At 59.9% G+C, this 17,864-nt stretch carries 17 protein-coding genes and 1 riboswitch; of the genes, 8 read left to right on the top strand and 9 right to left on the bottom strand.

Features of this window, described 5'->3' with window-relative positions:
* Positions 1 to 2 precede the first annotated feature (2 nt).
* Entirely contained in the window at positions 3 to 1,157 is a 1,155-nt protein-coding gene (locus AWM69_RS09000) for an efflux RND transporter periplasmic adaptor subunit (RefSeq protein ID WP_131653901.1), read from the bottom strand.
* Between the two features lie 177 nt (positions 1,158 to 1,334).
* On the opposite strand from AWM69_RS09000, the gene AWM69_RS08995 reads away from it, so the two are divergent.
* Positions 1,335 to 2,036, top strand: coding sequence for a response regulator transcription factor (locus tag AWM69_RS08995; protein ID WP_131653900.1), 702 nt, complete (start codon positions 1,335 to 1,337; stop codon positions 2,034 to 2,036).
* 4 nt (positions 2,037 to 2,040) lie between these two features.
* Entirely contained in the window at positions 2,041 to 3,336 is a 1,296-nt protein-coding gene (locus AWM69_RS08990) for an ATP-binding protein (RefSeq protein WP_218726330.1), read from the top strand.
* A 1-nt stretch (position 3,337) separates the two neighbouring features.
* On the opposite strand, the gene rarD (AWM69_RS08985) is transcribed toward AWM69_RS08990, so the two are convergent.
* From rarD (AWM69_RS08985) to AWM69_RS08975, 3 genes are all read right to left on the bottom strand, one after another.
* Complete coding sequence (gene rarD / locus AWM69_RS08985) at positions 3,338 to 4,219, bottom strand: EamA family transporter RarD (protein ID WP_218726329.1); 882 nt, start codon at positions 4,217 to 4,219, stop codon at positions 3,338 to 3,340.
* A 286-nt stretch (positions 4,220 to 4,505) separates the two neighbouring features.
* A complete protein-coding gene (gene rarD / locus AWM69_RS08980) occupies positions 4,506 to 5,390 on the bottom strand; it encodes an EamA family transporter RarD (RefSeq protein WP_218726328.1) in 885 nt (294 codons plus the stop codon).
* Positions 5,391 to 5,624: 234 nt separating this feature from the next.
* Positions 5,625 to 6,938 (bottom strand): MFS transporter, encoded by a 1,314-nt coding sequence (locus AWM69_RS08975; protein WP_131653896.1) that lies wholly within the window; start codon positions 6,936 to 6,938, stop codon positions 5,625 to 5,627.
* Positions 6,939 to 7,096: 158 nt separating this feature from the next.
* On the opposite strand from AWM69_RS08975, the gene AWM69_RS08970 reads away from it, so the two are divergent.
* From AWM69_RS08970 to AWM69_RS08945, 6 genes are all read left to right on the top strand, one after another.
* The gene (locus tag AWM69_RS08970) at positions 7,097 to 8,197 is read left to right on the top strand and encodes a sugar diacid recognition domain-containing protein (protein WP_131653895.1); all 1,101 of its coding nucleotides are present in this window, start codon (positions 7,097 to 7,099) and stop codon (positions 8,195 to 8,197) included.
* Positions 8,198 to 8,374: 177 nt separating this feature from the next.
* Positions 8,375 to 9,529: a glycerate kinase gene (locus AWM69_RS08965; protein ID WP_218726327.1), complete on the top strand. Its 1,155-nt coding sequence runs from the start codon at positions 8,375 to 8,377 to the stop codon at positions 9,527 to 9,529.
* Positions 9,530 to 9,642: 113 nt separating this feature from the next.
* Entirely contained in the window at positions 9,643 to 10,986 is a 1,344-nt protein-coding gene (gene pssA / locus AWM69_RS08960) for a CDP-diacylglycerol--serine O-phosphatidyltransferase (RefSeq protein WP_218726326.1), read from the top strand.
* Positions 10,987 to 11,282: 296 nt separating this feature from the next.
* On the top strand, positions 11,283 to 11,888 hold the full coding sequence (locus AWM69_RS08955) for an SCO family protein (RefSeq protein ID WP_131653893.1): 606 nt from the start codon (positions 11,283 to 11,285) through the stop codon (positions 11,886 to 11,888).
* A gap of 29 nt (positions 11,889 to 11,917) precedes the next feature.
* A complete protein-coding gene (locus AWM69_RS08950; RefSeq protein ID WP_131653892.1) occupies positions 11,918 to 12,385 on the top strand; it encodes a copper chaperone PCu(A)C in 468 nt (155 codons plus the stop codon).
* A 14-nt stretch (positions 12,386 to 12,399) separates the two neighbouring features.
* A complete protein-coding gene (locus AWM69_RS08945; RefSeq protein ID WP_218726325.1) occupies positions 12,400 to 12,903 on the top strand; it encodes a GNAT family N-acetyltransferase in 504 nt (167 codons plus the stop codon).
* A gap of 4 nt (positions 12,904 to 12,907) precedes the next feature.
* On the opposite strand, the gene AWM69_RS08940 is transcribed toward AWM69_RS08945, so the two are convergent.
* From AWM69_RS08940 to AWM69_RS08920, 5 genes are read right to left on the bottom strand one after another with little or no spacing between them, the layout of a single operon-like run.
* Entirely contained in the window at positions 12,908 to 14,251 is a 1,344-nt protein-coding gene (locus AWM69_RS08940; RefSeq protein ID WP_218726324.1) for an OprD family porin, read from the bottom strand.
* Positions 14,248 to 14,688 carry a pseudoazurin gene (locus AWM69_RS08935; RefSeq protein ID WP_218726323.1) on the bottom strand — a complete coding sequence of 147 codons (441 nt, stop codon included), beginning with the start codon at positions 14,686 to 14,688 and terminating at the stop codon, positions 14,248 to 14,250. Before AWM69_RS08935 ends, AWM69_RS08940 begins: the two co-directional genes overlap by 4 nt.
* A gap of 22 nt (positions 14,689 to 14,710) precedes the next feature.
* Positions 14,711 to 15,502, bottom strand: coding sequence for an ABC transporter ATP-binding protein (locus AWM69_RS08930; RefSeq protein ID WP_131653888.1), 792 nt, complete (start codon positions 15,500 to 15,502; stop codon positions 14,711 to 14,713).
* Complete coding sequence (locus tag AWM69_RS08925; protein WP_373274309.1) at positions 15,499 to 16,503, bottom strand: FecCD family ABC transporter permease; 1,005 nt, start codon at positions 16,501 to 16,503, stop codon at positions 15,499 to 15,501. The genes AWM69_RS08930 and AWM69_RS08925 overlap by 4 nt, the downstream gene beginning before the upstream one ends.
* 8 nt (positions 16,504 to 16,511) lie before the next feature.
* Positions 16,512 to 17,525, bottom strand: coding sequence for an ABC transporter substrate-binding protein (locus AWM69_RS08920; RefSeq protein ID WP_218726322.1), 1,014 nt, complete (start codon positions 17,523 to 17,525; stop codon positions 16,512 to 16,514).
* Between the two features lie 141 nt (positions 17,526 to 17,666).
* Positions 17,667 to 17,862, bottom strand: a riboswitch (cobalamin riboswitch).
* Positions 17,863 to 17,864 lie beyond the last annotated feature (2 nt).

The raw sequence follows: 17,864 nt of genomic DNA, 5'->3' as shown, positions 1-17,864 counted from the left end.
GCTCACTGATCCGTGGAGTGTGCGAGGGGAAGGGTCGGGTCATCGATCTGCACGTGTTCGCCGGGGCGAGCGTGCTGCAGGCCCTCGACAACGATGCGGTCGCCGGCCTTCAGCCCTGCATTGACGATCCAGCGGTCATTCAACACGTTACCCAGTTGCACCGGCTGCTGCTTGACCCGGTTCTCGGCATCGAGCAACAGCACCTGGGCGATGCCCGCGCTGTCGCGCAAGATCGCCCGTTGCGGCACGGTGATCCCCTGTTTGTTGACGGCCTGTTCCACACGCACACGCACAAAGCTGCCAGGCAGCAAGTCGTAGTCGGGGTTGGGGAATTCACTGCGCACGATGATCTGGCCGGTGCTCGGGTCCACACTGATATCCGTGAACAACAGCTTGCCGGGCAGCGGATAGAGGTTGCCGTTGTCACGGATCAACGTGGCCTTGGCCTGATTTTTACCCACTTGCTGCAACTCACCGGCACGGAATGATTCGCGCAGGTTATCCAGGTCACGGGTGGACTGCGTCAGGTCGACATGAATGGGATCCAGTTGCTGGATCCGCGCCAATGCAGTGACTTCACCCTGGCCGACCAGCGCACCTTCTGTGACCAGCGCCCGGCCGATCCGTCCGGAGATGGGAGCGGTAACGGTGGCATAACCGAGGTTCAGGCGTGCCCGTTGAACTTCAGCCTCGTTGGCGGCGACATCGGCGCTGGTTTGCTGAGCGACGGCGCGTGCGTTGTCGTACTCCTGACGGCTGATCGCGTTGATTTGAATCAGCTCGCCATAGCGCTGGTCTTGCAGTCTGGCTTGTTTAGCCAGTGCCTGAGCCTTGCGCAGTGCCGCCAGCGAACTGTCCAGCTCTGCCTTGAGGGGCGCGGGATCGATCAAAAACAGCACATCGCCTTGTTTGACTTCGCTGCCTTCGGCAAACACGCGCTTGAGGACGACACCCGCGACCCGTGCACTGACTTGCGCGACCCGAGGTGCGACAACCCGTCCGCTCAGCTCATTACTGATGGACACGGGGGCGGAGGCAACCACTTCGGTTCGGACCTTGACCAATGGAGGCTTGGTTTCAGCCACGGGGCTTTTGTCGCAGGCACTGATGGTCAGTGCCAACGCTGTAAGACATAGCGGGGCGAAGAGCTTTTTCAACGATCATGCCTTCTGAATATGCAGGTTGTTTCTTAAAAGTTCTTGGCATGCTAAGCGCAGCACGCAAGAGGCGTTGTGAAGCTATGTAGGAGGTATGTTAAAAAGTGTGAAGGATGCGCTCCTATTCGCATCAGGTTGTATATCCTTCGGGTTTTCCCCCGGTTGTAACCATTTATTATGCCCACTATTTTGCTGGTCGAAGATGACGTCGCACTTTCGGAACTGATTGCCAGCTACCTGGAGCGCAATGGCTATCAAGTGAGCGTGATAGCCCGGGGCGACCAGGTACGGGACAGGGCGCGAAGCAACCCCCCGGACCTGGTGATTCTTGACCTGATGTTGCCAGGACTGGATGGCCTGCAAGTCTGCAGGCTTTTGCGGGCCGACTCTGCAAGCCTGCCGATCCTGATGTTGACTGCACGCGACGATAGTCATGATCAGGTGCTGGGGCTAGAGATGGGTGCCGATGATTATGTGACAAAACCTTGCGATCCACGGGTGCTGTTAGCCCGCGTTCGCACCTTATTGCGTCGCAGCAGCCTCAGTGAACCGCAAGTGGCCAGCGACAGGATCCTCATCGGCAACCTGTGCATCGACCTGTCGGAACGTACCGTGACCTGGCGCGCAAAGGCCATCGAATTGTCCAGCGGTGAGTACAACCTGCTGGTGGTACTGGCCCGGCATGCCGGTGAAGTGTTGAGCCGCGATCAGATCCTGCAGCGATTGCGCGGCATTGAGTTCAATGGTACCGACCGCTCGGTAGACGTGGCGATCTCCAAGCTGCGGCGCAAATTCGATGACTGCGCCGGCGAAGCGCGCAAGATCAAGACCGTGTGGGGCAAGGGTTACCTGTTCAGTCGCTCGGAATGGGAATGCTAGCCCCATGTTCAAGCTACTGATTCGTCTGTATCTGGTCACGATAGTCACCTTTGGTGCCGCCATTTATTTGGTTCCCGAGTTGATTGTGAGCCTGTTCCACGACCGCTTCATGAGCTACAACGTCGACATGTCCCGCGGGATGCAGACCTTGCTGGTGAAGCAGTTTCAGCCGTTGCCGGCCGAGCAGTGGCCAGGACTTGCGCGGGATCTAGACGCTCAATTTTCGCCGTTGCGGGTTAATTTACTGCCCATTACCGATCCCAGGTTCACGGCCGAAGAGCAGCGCCAATTACAGCAAGGGCAGGGTGTATTGCGCATCGGCGAGTGGGGCTGGCGGACGCGGGTGGTTTCGCCGCTCGACGGCAAGCAGGCCATTGAACTGGTCATGCCGCCAGACCCGTTTGATATGAACGTGCTGTACTGGAGTATCAACGTACTGATCGGTGCAGCCTTGCTGGGTGGCCTGTTGCTGTGGTTGCGCCCGCACTGGCGAGATCTGGAGCGTCTCAAGCGCACGGCCGAACGGATCGGGCATGGAGAGTTGAGCGTGCGCACCCAGATACCGCGCAGTTCCAACATCCACGGGCTGGCTACGGTGTTTGACACCATGGCCCAAGACGTTGAAAACCTGCTCAATCAGCAGCGTGACTTGCTCAATGCGGTATCCCACGAACTGCGTACCCCGCTGACCCGACTGGATTTTGGCCTGGCACTGGTCATGTGCGACGACTTGCCCGAGGCCAGTCGTGAGCGTTTGCAGGTGCTGGTCGGGCATATTCGGGAACTGGATGAGCTGGTGCTTGAACTGCTTTCGTTCAGTCGCCTGCAAAACCCGGCATTGGTTCCTGACCGGGTAGAGGTGGCACTGGATGAATTTGTCGATAGCATCCTCGGCAGTTTTGATGAAGAGCTGGAAGCCCCGGACATCGTGCTCGATGTGCGCCTGGAGGGCGCCCAGCAACGCTTTGCCCTGGATCCACGGCTGACCGCCCGCGCCCTGCAAAACTTGCTGCGCAATGCCATGCGTTACTGCGAAAGACGCATCCAGGTGGAAATCAAGGTCACCGCGCAGGGGTGTGAGCTGTGTGTGGATGACGATGGTATCGGCATCCCCGAGCAGGAGCGTGAACGCGTCTTTGAGCCGTTCTATCGCCTGGACCGTAGTCGTGACCGGGCGACAGGAGGCTTCGGGCTGGGACTGGCAATCAGTCGACGCGCCCTGGAGGCCCAGGGCGGCACCTTGAATAGTGAGCAGTCGCCCTTGGGTGGGGCGCGTTTCAGGCTGTGGTTACCGGCTTGAATCAGATCGAGCGGCGTTGACGGCTTACATGCTTCAAGCCTTCGATGACCAGCACGCCAACGGCGAGCCAGATCGGGCCGTAGGTCAGCCACTGGCCTTCTTCGAGGCTGTCGCCCAGTAACAGGGCGACGGCTACCAACAGCACGGGCTCCACGTAGCTGAGCAGACCGAACAGGCTGAACGGCAGCAGGCGACTGGCCAGGATATAGGCAAAGCCCGCAGCCGCACTGATGATGCCCATCAATGGCACCAGCGCGTACAAAGCTTCGCGCTGTTCACCCAGGTCGTTGTGCCCGCCAGCCAGTACGAACAGCAAGGCCACCGGCACCATCAACAGCATGTCCAGCCACAGGCCGCCCAGATTGTCGATGCCGATCTTTTTGCGCAGTACGAAGTACATTGGATAACCAATGGCGACCACCAACGTGGTCCAGGAGAAACCGCCCGTGCGATACAACTCGTTTGCAACGCCGATGACGGCGAGCGCGGTGGCTATTTTCTGCAGGTGCGACAGGTGTTCGCCGTAAACGATACGACCAGTAAGAATCATCGTCAGTGGCAGCAGGAAGTAACCCAGCGACACATCAAGACCATGCCCGTTCAGCGGCCCCCACATAAACATCCACAGCTGCAGGCCGACCAGAAAGCTGGTGAGCATGACGCACGGGATCAAGAGCGGGGTTTGGCGCAAACGCTGAAATATGAGGGGGACCCATTTCCAGTCGCCTGAAAGAAAGATAAAGAGTGTCATGAAGGGCAGCGAAATGAGTATTCGCCAGCCGAAGATTTCCTGGCCATCAAGGGGCCAAAGAAGGGAAGTGAAGTAATACAGAACGCCGAACAAGCAGGAAGCTAAAATCGATAGAACAATGCCTTTGGACACAACAACCTCAATGGATCTACTACGTTACTCGTTTAGAGTGGGTACATAGCTTGAGGCTGTTGGGAGGCGTTGGCAAATGTCTTTTAAACCAATTAGTTGGCCTAAACTCTTGGCAAAAACCATCAACCTGAAATTATCCAAGCAAATACTGGGCCAAAGCCGTTTTAAACAGGCGTTCGTGCTGGATGAAAAAAAGATCAACGGTAGGTGCACATAAGGCTGCGGGTGCAGGGCAGAGGGGTTCAAGCCGCTCGGCGCCTGCAGCACGCTCTGTTTCAGCACAGACCTAAACAGGTCTGCGTTGACGTACCAGATGTTTGAATCCCTCGAACGCCAGCACCATCACCGCCAGCCATATCGGCAGATAGGTCAACCATTGGCCCGCGCTGATGCTTTCGCCCAACAGCAATGCGACAAAGACCAGCAATACCGGCTCAACATAGCTCAGCAAGCCGAACAGGCTGAATGCCAGCATCCGGCTGGCCAGGATGTAGCTGATCAATGCCAGCGCGCTGATGGCGCCCAACAACGGAATCAACGCGTATAACGCAGGTCGGTGGCTGGCCACATCAAACCCTTGCTCGCCACTCTGCACAAACCACCAGGCAATCGGCAGCAATAACAGCATGTCGATCCATAGTCCGCCCAGGTTGTCAGTGCTTGCCCGTTTGCGCAGTACGAAATACAGGGGGTAGCCGATGGCGACAACCAGCGTGGTCCAGGAGAAGCCCCCGACCCGATAGACCTCGTTGGCGACGCCGAGGATGGCCAGCGCCGCGGCGATTTTTTGCAGATGGGACAAATGCTCGCCATACACCAGACGCCCGGTCACGAGCATGGTCAGCGGCAACAGAAAATACCCCAGCGACACATCAAGACTGTGCCCGTTGAGCGGTGCCCACAGGAACAGCCACAGTTGCACCCCGACCAGCGCACTGGACACGATCAGCACGCCGCACAGCGCGGGTTGCTGACGCACGCGGGAGAAAATCACGGGCACCCGTCGCCAATCGCCTGAGAAACACATGAACAGGGTCATGCAGGGCAAGGTCAGAAGCATCCGCCAGCCGAAGATATCTTCACCGCTCAAGGGCCAGAGCAGGGACGTGAAGTAATACATGACACCGAACAGGCTCGATGCCAGAACCGATAAGACAATACCTTTAGACACAACAGCCTCGTTGAAACACGCATTTTGATTATTAGAAGTGCGTAGCTTGAGGCTCAGAGGGTTGTAGGGCAAATCCGAATGTGTAGCGCGTAGATATTGCGGAATGCGACGTCCGTCAGCGCAGCCTTCGCACAGTCCCGGGGCAAAGCGTTTCAGATGAAACGAAAGCCCGGGACTTGCGCGTGCCTGGCAATTGGACGTCGCCTTCGGTAACGGCGACCAGAGTGCGTCACCTCATGCGTGGCGAATGCCCTTGGTCATGCGCAGCGCCAACAGGCTACCGCCGACAATGACTCCGGCCAGCATGTACAGGGCCACGTCGGTCGAGCCGGTGGCGTCTTTCACAAAACCCACCAGATACGGGCTCAGGAAGCCGGCCATTTGCCCCATTGAGTTGATGATTGCCAGGCCGCCTGCGGCCGCACCGGCGCTGAGCATGGCGGTTGGCACTGGCCAGAACATCGGCAAGCCTGTCAGCGCGCCCATGGTGGCCAGGGTCAGCCCCATGATCGCGATGGCCGGCTGGGTGGCGAAGTTCACGGCAATCACCAGGCCTGCGGCGCCCATCAGCATCGGTACCACCAAATGCCAACGGCGTTCTTTACGCAAGTCTGCCGAGCGACCCACCAGCAACATGAACACCGCTGCCAGTAAATAGGGGATCGCGCTGATCCAGCCAATCACCAGGTTATCGCTGAAACCCAGGTTCTTGATGATCGATGGCAGCCAGAAATTGATCGCGTACACGCCGCTCTGGATACAGAAATAGATCAGGCCAAACGCCCAGATCGCCGGATTTGCAAACACGGCCCCCAGCGAGTCGCTGGTGGTGGCCGGCTTGCGCTCGGTATCCAGCCGGTGATCGGCTTCCAGCACGGCACGCTCATGCGCGCCGAGCCATTTGGCGTTGGCAAAGTTATCGCTGAGCAAGAAAATCGCCAGGCCACCCAGCAGGACAGTGGGCAGACCCTGCAGCAAAAACATCCACTGCCAGCCCGCCAGGCCACCCTGACCTGCGGCGAAGTGATTGAGGATCCAGCCGGAGAATGGACCGCCGATCAGGCCAGACACAGGAATGGCCGACATGAACAGCGCCATGATGCGACCGCGACGGAACGTCGGGAACCACTGCGAGAGATACAGCACCACACCCGGAAAGAAACCGGCTTCGGCCGCGCCGGTCAGCAGGCGCAAGGTATAGAACTGAGTGGGTGTCGTGACGAACATCAGACAGGTCGACAGCAGGCCCCAGGTGATCATCATGACCGCGATCCAGCGTCGCGGGCCGAAGCGGGTCAGTGCCAGATTGCTCGGCACGCCGCACAGCACGTAACCGATGAAGAAAATACCTGCACCCAGGCCATAGACGGTTTCGCTGAATTTCAACGCGTCGAGCATCTGCAGCTTGGCGAAGCCAACGTTTACCCGGTCAAGGTAATTGAACAGATAGCAGATGAAGATGAAGGGGATCAGGCGAAGGGTGATGCGCTTGTAGATGGCGTTTTTATCGTCATCGCTTATCGGTGGTGTGTTCGCGCTATGTGACATTCTATGTCTCTCTTTATTATGTTTTCTGGCGATCCGGAGTTAACGTTGGTCGCTGCGTGAGTCTCGGCCACACCGGCGCCGCTGTCTTTGTGCTGTCGCACAGCTTTTGCCCCGGTTGCCTGTGCTCGTGAACAAATGCCTCCAAGGATAGACACCCTATGTTTGAACTGGATCATGATTTGGCGCAGGACATCGTTGATCGTGCGATGGCTATCTTGCCGTACAACGTGAATGTCATGGACAGCCAGGGCTTGATTCTGGGCAGCGGTGAGCCCGATCGCATCAACACCCGGCATGAGGGGGCGCAGCTGGTGCTGAGCAACGGGCGGGTGGTGGAGATCGACGCTCAGACCGCCAAATGCCTGAAAGGCGTGCAACCGGGCATCAACTTGCCGCTGCTCCTCGATCAGCGGTTGATTGGCGTGCTGGGGCTCACCGGCGATCCCGAAGCGCTGCGCACTTACGCCGAGCTGGTGCGCATGACCGCAGAGATGCTGGTCGGACAGCGTTATCAGCAGGCCGAACAACAGTGGCGACGACAACGTTGCGACGATCTGGTGGCGTTGTTGCTGAGCGAAGGCGGGGATTCCCCGCGGCTGATCGACGAAGCCCAGCAGTTGGGGCTCAAGCCGCAGCTGTCGCGGATTCCCTACTTGTTTGAGTTGGGCAAGGGGCACAGTGCCGAAGCTTTGAGTACCTGGCTGCAATCGCGCTATCCGGACAGTTGGTGCGTGACCCCGGCGACCGCTTCGTTGCTCTGGTGTCGCCCTGCAACTGCCGCCGTTGACGATCTGCGCTTGCTCGAAAAGCTCGATGCCCAGGGCTGGCACGTGTTGCGTATTGCCGCGGGCGGGCAGGCCGATGCCCTTAAAGGTTTGCGCCGTTGCTATCGGCGGGTTGGAGACTTGCTGGCCTATGGTCGAGATGTGTTGCCCCAGTCACGCCTGCTGCCCCTGGATCGCTACCGGTTGCCCGTCATGCTGTGGCGCCATCGCAATGATGATGCACTTGAAGAGTTGCTCGGGCCCTTGCACAAAGTCGTGGCCAAGGACAGCAACGGCCAGTTGATCGCAACCCTGCGCAGCTGGTGTGAACACGATGGTCAAAGTCAGGCCTGCGCCGATGCCCTGGGTATTCATCGCAACAGCCTGCGTTACCGCATGGAACGTATCGCTGAGTTAAGTGGCGTCGACCCGCTGAGCCTCAATGGCATGCTCGCGTTGTACCTGGGGGTGCAGTTGTTGCCCATGCAGCCGTAGAGCCCTTCGCGTCAGCAGTTTCGGCCGCCGGGCGAACAGGGTGGAGGCGCCGGAACCCTTCAGCCCGGCGGTCTTGTAACAATGAACAACAAACCCTGTGAATGCTTGTGCACCAGACTGGCGTGTTTGGCGGTGGTTACTGGCAGCATGGACAGCATAAGAACTGGAGACTCGCCCATGAAAATCGTGATTGCCCCCGACTCGTTCAAAGACAGCCTGAGCGCCATAAAGGTGGCCGATGCCATTGCTGAAGGATTGGCCGAAGCATTGCCCGGTGCGCACCTGGTCAAATGTCCGATGGCCGATGGCGGCGAAGGCACGGTCGAGGCAATTGTCACCGCGGGAAATGGTCAACTGCGTCGCCATCAGGTGCAGGGGCCACTGGGCGCTGCGGTTGACGCGCATTGGGGCTGGTTGCCTGACAGCCGCACAGCCATCATCGAAATGGCTGAAGCCAGTGGTTTGCAACTGGTGGCCCCGGGGCAGCGTGATGCGTGCACCAGCAGCACATTCGGCACCGGCCAGTTGATCAAGGCGGCGCTCGACGAAGGCGCGCAACGCATTATCCTGGCCATCGGCGGCAGTGCCACCAACGATGCTGGCGCGGGTGCGCTGCAGGCGCTGGGCCTGGGGCTGTTCGACGATCAAGGCAACGCCCTGGCGCGTGGCGGTCTGGCCCTGGCCAAGGTGGCGCGTATTGAACTGGCAGGCCTGGATACTCGCCTGGCCGACGTACGCTTTGAAATCGCCGCCGACGTCAACAACCCGCTGTGTGGCGATCACGGTGCTTCGGCGATTTTCGGCCCGCAAAAAGGCGCGTCTCCCGAGCAGGTGCTTGAACTCGACCGAGCGCTGGGCCACTTTGCCGATCACTGTGCGCGGGTCTTACCCAGGGATGTCCGTCAAGAGCCGGGATCGGGTGCCGCCGGAGGCCTCGGTTTTGCTGCCAAGGCGTTTTTTGGTGCGCAATTCCGGGCGGGTGTGGAGGTGGTCGCCGAGCTGGTAGGGCTGGCAGACGCGGTCAAAGGGGCCGATCTGGTGTTTACCGGCGAAGGGCGATTTGACGCGCAAACCCTGCGCGGTAAAACGCCTTTCGGGGTGGCCCGCATTGCACAGCAGCAGGGCGTACCGGTTATCGTCCTGGCCGGCACGCTCGGTGAGGGCTATCAAAGCATGTACCAACACGGAGTGAATGCGGCGTTTGCCTTGACCAGCGGCCCGATGACGCTCGAAGAAGCCTGCACCCGAACCGCACAATTGCTGACAGACCGGGCACGGGATATCGCCCGGGTGTGGGCCTTGAAGCCGGCGGCAGGTTCAACGGCACTGTAAACACCGAGTCTGCTCGTGACAGCATGGTTGCCGCGCAGCCTGCATCACGAGCAAGCCCGCGCAAAAATCGTGTAAGCTTTCGGGCTCTTCGCATTCGACCCTTAGCGAGCCCTATGCCGTCGTTCTTCAAGCGTTCCTTGTTGCCCAAATTACGCAGCTTTCCGTTGTCCGCCGATGCCTTTGGCATCTTGTCCGGTGCGGCCGAGTTCCGTCGTTGCCTGCTGGAAAAAATTGCCGGGGCCCGTCATCGCATCACGCTGGTGGCCTTGTATCTGCAACAGGACGAAGCCGGACAGGAAATCCTCGATGCCCTGCACGCGGCCAAGGCAGCACGCCCCGAACTGGAAATCGTTGTACTGGTTGACTGGCTGCGCGCCCAGCGCGGGTTGATCGGGGCTGGCAAACAGCCGGGCAATGCGGCCTGGTACCAGGCGCAAACCGCAGCCCACGATACCGAAGTGCCGATCTATGGCGTGCCGGTGCAAACCCGGGAACTGTTCGGGGTGCTGCACCTTAAAGGCTTTATCGTTGACGATTGCGTCATCTACAGCGGTGCCAGCCTGAACAACGTGTACCTGCACAAGTTCGACAAATACCGTTTTGACCGCTACCACGTGCTGCAAAACAAGGCGCTGGCGGATTCGATGCAGGGTTTCATCCAGGAAAACCTGCTCGCCACCAAGGCCGTGCACCGCCTTGATCTGCCTTCGTTGCCCAGCACCCGCAGCTTGCGCAGTGCCATCGGCGATTTGCGCAGCCGCCTGAAAAAAGCCAGCTATGACACCCACGGCGGTACGGTTGGCCACTTTGGCCTGTCAGTCAGCCCGCTGTTGGGCGTGGGCAAGAACAACCCGCTGAGCCGGGTAATTTGTGAACTGATTGCCAGCGCCCAGCAACAACTGAACATTTGCACGCCTTACTTCAACCTGCCGTTACCGGTGACCCGTGAAATCAATCGGGCCCTGGAGCGCGGGGTGAAAATCGATATCGTGGTCGGTGACAAGACAGCCAATGACTTCTACATGCCGCCGAGCGAACCCTTCAAAGTGATCGCGGCGTTGCCGTATCTGTATGAGTTGAGCTTGCGCCGTTTTGCCAAACGTCATCAGCGCATGATCGACAGCGGTTTGCTGAACCTGCACCTGTGGCGTGACGGCGACAACACCTATCACCTTAAAGGCATGTGGGTGGATGATCGCTACACGTTACTGACCGGTAACAACCTGAACCCGCGGGCCTTCCGGCTTGATCTGGAAAACGGCCTGTTGATCGATGACCCGCGGCGTGAACTGCTGGAACCCCGGAGCAAGGAGCTGGAGGCCATTTTTGTCCATACCCAGCGCATCAGCAGTTTCAAGGATCTGGAAACACTGGTCGACTACCCGCCAGCAGTGGCCAGGTTCTTGCGACGGGTCAGCCGGGTTCGCATCGAGCGCCTGCTGTACCGGATCCTCTGAACGGCCTGTTTCAGGGCGGCACCGATGACACCGCCGGACTGAGGCAATTTGACGCAGCGGCGCTGTGTCGCCCGGTTTTACTGGCTGACCGCCTATAGGCGCACCGGTTTGGGGCGCACTCGCCGTGCGCACACGGGGGGAGAGTGGTAAATTCAGCGCCCATGAAACGCGTGACCCCACAGCAATCGTGCGTTCTTGAAATGGCCAGCCATTGATCAGGACACGTACACACCTGCCACACAGTGCGCAGGGCAAAGGCTTTCTCTTCGGAGCAGGGCCGCTTAAAGGAACCTTCCATGAATGAATTACTGACTCGCCGCCACGTCGTGGCAGGTCTTGGCTTGCTCAGTCTCGGTCTGCTCGCGGGTTGCGATCCAGGCAGTGGTTTGTCGTACAAGTACGGTAAAGATTTGAGCAATGAAATCCTGGGCCGCAAGTTCAAGCTCAGAGATGCCGATGGCAACGAAATGATGCTGGGCAGCTTCCGCGGCATGATGCCGATGATTTTCTTCGGTTTCACCCAGTGCCCGGCCGTGTGTCCGACGGCGCTGGCCCGCGCCGCGCAGATCAAGAAGATGATGGGCCCGGACGGTGACCGGCTGCAGGTGGTGTTTATCACCGTCGATCCGGAGCGCGACAAGCCGGCCATGCTCGATGCCTACGTCAAAGCCTTCGACCCGAGCTTTATCGCCCTGTCCGGTACATTGGAAGAAACCGCGGCAACGGCTAAAGAGTTCAAGGTGTTCTACGAAAAGATCCCGACCGGTTCCTCGTACACGATGTCCCACACCGCGACCAGTTTCGTCTTTGACTCCCGCGGTGTGTTGCGCCTGGGCCTCTCGCCCTCGCTCTCGGCCAAACAGTGCACCGAAGACCTGCTGACCGTGATGTCGGTCTGCTAATCAACGCCTACCTTGCGAGAGACAAAGCCATGAAGCCTGTTAAATACCTGTTGCTGTCGTTGCTGGGCATGAGCCTGCAGGTTTCTGCACAAACAGTGGTGGAGGATGCCTGGGTCCGCGCAACGGTCGCGGGGCAGCCCTCGAGCGGTGCGTTCATGCACATCACCTCGACCACTGACAGCAAGCTGATCGAAGTCAAATCACCGGTTGCCGGAACGGTGCAAATCCATCAGTCAACGATGGAAAACGACGTCATGAGCATGAAGGCAGTGGCCTCCGTGGCGTTGCCGGCCGGCAAGACCGTCAACATTGACCCTGAGGGTTATCACGTGATGTTGATGGACCTGGTCGGGCAGATCAAAGATGGTCAGGATGTACCGCTGACCCTGGTGGTTGAAAATGCCAAGGGCGAGAAAGAGTCGATCGAAGTCACGGCCAAGGCCCGTGCCCTCAACAGCATGCCCATGCACCACCATGACCACGGTGCCATGCACTGACCGGTAAACCGGACATGGGCCTGCACACGATCCGCGCAGTGACGCCTGCCGAGGTTCCTGATGTTCTGGACTTTGTCATGCAGGCCCGGGCCGCACTGTTCCCGGCGCTAAGTGCCGGGGACTTGCCGGCTGACCTGGCTGATTTTCGACAGGTGTACCTGCAGGGCGAGGGGCGTTTTCTGATCGCCGTGGAAAACGGCAGGATAATCGGCTCAATCGGCTATCTGCCCTACGACCGGCGCTTTGCGCAGCTCGATTATCGTGGCGCCAGGGTGGTGGAGGTGGTGCGCCTGTTTGTGCTGCCCGACTACCGTCGCGCGGGGTTGGCACGAGCGCTGTACCGCGCAGTGCAAGCGCTGGCCGTCGACGCCGGGGTTGAGGTGATGTACCTGCACACTCATCCGTTTCTGCCCGGCGCCATTGAGTTTTGGGGACGGCAGGGCTTTACAGTGGTTGATGTGGAAGCCGATCCGGTATGGCAAACCACCCACATGGAATGCCGCCTGCCAGTCGCCTGACAGGTCAGAACCGTCCACTCAACGGGTATTCAACGGCCAGGCGGATCTGATCCGTGTCCAGCTCTGCCTGAGCCGTGTTTCCCCGATGTACGTTGTGTCGCAACGACACGACCGCGCCCTTGGCGGCACCGCTCTGTACCACATAGCGTGCTTCCAGATCCCGCTCCCAGTGCTTGCCTCCTTTTCCGTAACCCAGATAGGCATAACCGCCACGAGGGTCCACATGGCTGCCGTCGATCTGGCTGCCGCGCACATAAGCCGCGCTCAAGATCAGGCCCGGCATGCCCCAGGGCGTCATTGCAAGATCGTAGCGTGCTTGCCACGATTGCTCGTTGGGTGCGTTGAAGTCAGACAATTGCAGCGCGTTACTGATGTAAATGGCGCCGCGGGTCACGTAGTCGAACGGGGTGTCACCGTGGACTTTCTGATAACCCAGGCTGAAGCTGTGCGGGCCTTGGGCATAAGTGCTCAGCAAGCTCCAGGTGGTGTTGTCGATGCGTCCTGACAGTGCCTTGCCTTCATCCGTGGTGCGATAAAGGTTGAGGTTGAAGGTCAGTGAACGGTTATCGTCAATGACGTGGCTGAAGGTACCGCCCAGGTAATGCTGGTTCCAGGTGTCTTCATAGCGCGAGCTATAAAGGCTGGCGCTGAGGTGTTTGTCTGGGGTGTACACCAGCCCGGCAAGGTCGAATGCATCGCCCTTGAGTGCATTCGAGTAATTCACCGCAAAGCCCTGGTTATGGCTGCTGGCGTTGCGGTCGGTGTTCTCGGTGAAGTGCCCGGCAACCATCTTCAGGTGGTTGAACTCGTTGCTGGTGAGGAACACACCGGTCGCTGTTTCTGGCAGCAATCGGCTGTCAGATGAGCTGAACACCGGTGTTTTCACCCGCTGCTCGCCGTAAGAGACAACCGTGGAAGACATGCGCAGCTTCAATGCGGCGCCCCCTCGGCTGTAATCGTCCTTGGGGTGGCCGTCATTATCCAGACTGAGCAGGCGCGCCTTGCCAGCCCGGCCACCGCCGCTGTCCAGCTTGAGCCCGAGGTAGGCGTGGGCATCGACGCCTGCCCCGATCAAGCCCTGGGTAAAACCCGACTGCCAGGTGCCCATCAGCCCGTAGGCCCATTCTTCGGCGGCGTCATTGCGCGCTGAGCGAGGCTTGTAAGCATTGCGTGCAGCACCGTTACGGTCGCCGTGGCGGTATTTACGACTGTCGTAGACCGTGCGATTGAGCACGCTCCAGGTACTGTCTTCGATAAAACCGTTGGCGCTGGACTGATCGGAGTCGGCCATGGCCATCGGGCTGACGAGCGTAATCAACAGCGCGCAACGGCTGGCAACGGCGGTCATTTCGCGACCTGGCGGGACTGAAGGGCAAGGTTCAGGCGATCCAGCGCACGCTTGGGCAGCGTGGCAGGCAACACAGGGGCTGTCGCTGACGGTTCACCGACCTGGATCAACATCACCATGCCCATTGCCAGGTGTGGAATGCACTGGATGCCGTAGAGGCCCGGGACGGTAAAGGTCTGCTCTGTCTCCTGGTTGATCTGACCCTTGAACGCCTGTGCGCCTTCGGGCAGCACGCCCGGCAGGCTGGCGGCGTTGTGACCGCTCTGGGTCGGGATGAATTTGACCGTATCACCGGGGGCAATCTGCAGGTAGTCCGGCTCATACACCATGCCCGCGTGAGCGCTGCGGGTGAGCATCTTCACCTCATGGACTTGTCCGAGGGCAGGCGTGCAAAGAATGGCCGAGGCCAGTAATAGTGTCAGAGAAGAAATTCGCATGTGTCGCTATCCATAAAAACGATCAAGAGGAACGAAATCGCAGAATCTGCGCGCCGTCAAAAGGGTCGGTCAGGTAATGCGCCTGCACACCGAACGTGGTCAGCAGTCGCTGTGGCGTCAGCACGGCCAGTGGTTCGCCCAGGGCCACCAGCCGCCCCCGGTCGAGGATTGCCAGGCGATCACAGCCCAATGCCTGATTGAGGTCATGCAGCGCAATCAATGTGGTCACCGGCAGGGCCTGGACGCCTTTGAGAATGGCCAGCTGATGCTGGATATCCAGGTGGTTGGCGGGCTCATCCAGCAACAGGATTTGGGGACGCTGGGCCAGTGCCCGGGCGATATGTACACGCTGGCGCTCGCCCCCCGAGAGGCTGCCCCAGGTGCGGCTGCGCAAATGTGTGGCATCCACATCCCGCAGTGCTTGCTGCACGATGGCATCGTCATTGCTCGACCACGGACTCAGCGCCGAGAGCCAGGGCGTGCGGCCCAGGGCAACCGCGTCGAAGACACTGATCGAATCATGGGTGTCGGCCTGCTGCTCAACCACCGCGAGCATTTGCGCAATGCTGCGTCGGGACAGATGCTTGAGCGATTGCCCCTGCACCTGGACGCTGCCGTGGCTGGCCGCACGCAAACCGGCGAGCAACTTGAGCAGCGTGGACTTGCCCGCACCGTTCGGCCCGACAATCCCCAGGGTCTCACCGCGCCGGACATTCAGGTCGATGCCGTGCAGCAGTTCAACATCGCGAACCCGGTACCCCAGGTTTCGACAACTCAGCACAGCTTCATCTACCTGGGACGCGATGGCATTCATCGGGCATTCCTCCGGCCAATGAGAATCAAGGCAAATACCGGGGCGCCCACCAGTGCCGTCACCACGCCAACCGGGATCACCTGGCCCTTGATCAGGGTGCGCGACAGGATGTCGGCGGCGATCAGGAACAAAGCCCCGCCCAGGGCGCTGGCCGGCAGCAAGCGCGCGTGGCCGGTACCCAGCAACAGTCTGGCGGCATGGGGGATGACCAGCCCGACAAAACCAATCGAGCCAACGATGGACACCATCACGGCGGCGACCAGTGCCGCGCAGCTGATCAACGTAAACTGCACCCGCCGCACCGGGATGCCCAGCGAAGCCGCAGAGTCCGCGCCGAAGGTGAAGGCATCCAGTGCGCGTCGATGCCACAGGCAAACCGCCAGACCGAACAGCGCGACAGGCACCGCCAGCCCTACGGAGGGCCAACGTACGCCACTGAGATTGCCCAGCAACCAGAACATGATGCCGCGGGCCTGTTCGGCGCTGGCCGATTTGGTAATCAAGAAGGCGGTGATGGCATTGAACAGCTGCGAGGCTGCAATACCCGCGAGAATGATCTGCCCGGTGCCGCTGGCCGGCCCGCTGACACGGGCCAGCAATATCACCAGGCCGAAGGCGGCGAGGGCACCGGCAAAGGCCCCCACAGACAGCGAGATCGCCCCGGCTCCCAAACCCAGCAGCGCCACCAGCACCGCGCCGGTCGAAGCCCCGGCGGAGATACCCAGCAGATAAGGATCGGCCAGCGGATTACGCAGCAACGACTGCAGGATCACGCCGCACGTGGCCAGACCCGCACCGCAGGCCGCAGCCACCAGGGCCCGGGTCAGCCGGTAGTTCCAGACGATGCCTTCGTCAATCGGGTCCAGCACATGCCCGGCGCTCCACAGCTTGTTGGCCAGCACCTGCAGCACCACACGCGGCTCAATGGCGGTTTCGCCGATGGCGACACCGGCGAGCAACATGCACAGCAGCGTAGCGCCGGCCACCAGGGTGTGGATCAGCCGTGCCGTCATTTCGGCAGATCGAAGCGGTTGATCGCTGTCGCGAGCGTTTCAAGCCCGTCGAACATCCGCAGGCTGGCCTGCATGGCGTGGGCGTCGAGGATGATGATGCGGTTGTGTCGGACCGCATCCATGTTGCGGGTCACAGGGTCGGTACGCAGGAATTCGAGCTTCTTCTGGTAATCATCCGCCGGGAAGCGACGGCGATCCATGCGCGCAATGATCAGGAACGTAGGGTTGGCCTTGGCGATGGTTTCCCAGCCCACGGTGGGCCATTCTTCGTCGGACGCCACGACATTGCGTACCCCCAGGGTGTTGAGCATGAAATCGGGGATGCCTTTGCGGCCGGCAACATAGGGGTCGATGTCCAGGTCGGCACTGGAAAACCAGAACAGCGCGCTGGTGTGCTTGAGGGCGTCACGGTTCAGCGCTGCGGTCGACGTTGCCAGGCGGGCCTTGAGTTCAGCATTGAGCTGTTCGCCCCGGGCCTGGACATCAAAGATTTCGGCCAGCTGGCTGATGCTTTTGTAGACCGTATCAAGCGTGAAGGGCTGCAAGCGGGTGCCGTCGGCGCCCACCAGGTTGTCTTTGCCTTCACAGTCGGAAGGCATCAGGTAGGTGGGGATATTCAGTTCCTGAAATTGCTCACGGGTACCCACCACACCCTGCGGGCCCACCATCCATTCCAGTTGCGCCGTCACCAGTTCCGGGCGCTTGCCGATCACCGCCTCGAAGCTCGGGTCGTTATCAGCCAGGCGTTCAACCTTGTCGTTCTGGGCCTTGTACTTGGGCAGTACATCGTTGAACCACAGTGAAGTGCCGACCAGTTTGTCACCCAGGCCCAGGGCATAGAACATTTCGCTGTCGGCCTGGCCGATGGTCACGATCCGGTTCGGTGCGTGCTGAAAGGTGAGGGGAGTACCGCAGTTTTCGACTGTCAGGGGGTAATGCGTCGGGGCTGCCTGGGCGAGAGCCGATAAACCCAGACCGCTGATGAGGGTGACAAGGCGAGGCAACAGCATGATGCAATCTCCATTTGATCGTACACAGAACAGGGGGTGTACAGCCTGGAAACACATCATCGAGCACCGCAACAAAGGCAGAGCAAGGCCGGTCACCGAAGTGCCACGCAGCAAGGATGTCCTCCCCGGACACCCCGCCGGTTAGTTTTTGTGTTCGCCGGCAGGTCTCCTGACTGATGCGTCATCGTCTGGCTCCAGCCTTCCCGGGGGGTATCCCAGTGGCAATCAAGGAGCAGGCTCAGCACCTACAGTTGCGGGGGCAGTTCCGGTTGATGCTCTGCGAGCACCTCGGATTCCCTTTTAATCCCATGCGGGGACCGGCGGCGGCATGTTAAACGA

Origin of the sequence: Pseudomonas sp. D1HM, assembly GCF_019266105.1 — a bacterium.
GTDB classification, from domain to species: domain Bacteria; phylum Pseudomonadota; class Gammaproteobacteria; order Pseudomonadales; family Pseudomonadaceae; genus Aquipseudomonas; species Aquipseudomonas taetrolens.
This window is presented reverse-complemented; position numbering and strand designations above follow the sequence as displayed.

Bases quoted from the DNA above. Each gene is read 5' to 3' on its own strand.
- AWM69_RS08920 (WP_218726322.1), bottom strand. From the start codon at position 17,525: ATGCTGTTGCCTCGCCTTGTCACCCTCATCAGCGGTCTGGGTTTATCG.
- pssA (WP_218726326.1), top strand. From the start codon at position 9,643: ATGCCGTCGTTCTTCAAGCGTTCCTTGTTGCCCAAATTACGCAGCTTT.
- AWM69_RS08970 (WP_131653895.1), top strand. From the start codon at position 7,097: ATGTTTGAACTGGATCATGATTTGGCGCAGGACATCGTTGATCGTGCG.
- AWM69_RS08995 (WP_131653900.1), top strand. From the start codon at position 1,335: ATGCCCACTATTTTGCTGGTCGAAGATGACGTCGCACTTTCGGAACTG.
- AWM69_RS08930 (WP_131653888.1), bottom strand. From the start codon at position 15,502: ATGAATGCCATCGCGTCCCAGGTAGATGAAGCTGTGCTGAGTTGTCGA.
- AWM69_RS08945 (WP_218726325.1), top strand. From the start codon at position 12,400: ATGGGCCTGCACACGATCCGCGCAGTGACGCCTGCCGAGGTTCCTGAT.
- AWM69_RS08940 (WP_218726324.1), bottom strand. From the start codon at position 14,251: ATGACCGCCGTTGCCAGCCGTTGCGCGCTGTTGATTACGCTCGTCAGC.
- AWM69_RS08975 (WP_131653896.1), bottom strand. From the start codon at position 6,938: ATGTCACATAGCGCGAACACACCACCGATAAGCGATGACGATAAAAAC.
- AWM69_RS08935 (WP_218726323.1), bottom strand. From the start codon at position 14,688: ATGCGAATTTCTTCTCTGACACTATTACTGGCCTCGGCCATTCTTTGC.
- AWM69_RS08955 (WP_131653893.1), top strand. From the start codon at position 11,283: ATGAATGAATTACTGACTCGCCGCCACGTCGTGGCAGGTCTTGGCTTG.
- AWM69_RS08965 (WP_218726327.1), top strand. From the start codon at position 8,375: ATGAAAATCGTGATTGCCCCCGACTCGTTCAAAGACAGCCTGAGCGCC.
- AWM69_RS08990 (WP_218726330.1), top strand. From the start codon at position 2,041: ATGTTCAAGCTACTGATTCGTCTGTATCTGGTCACGATAGTCACCTTT.
- AWM69_RS08950 (WP_131653892.1), top strand. From the start codon at position 11,918: ATGAAGCCTGTTAAATACCTGTTGCTGTCGTTGCTGGGCATGAGCCTG.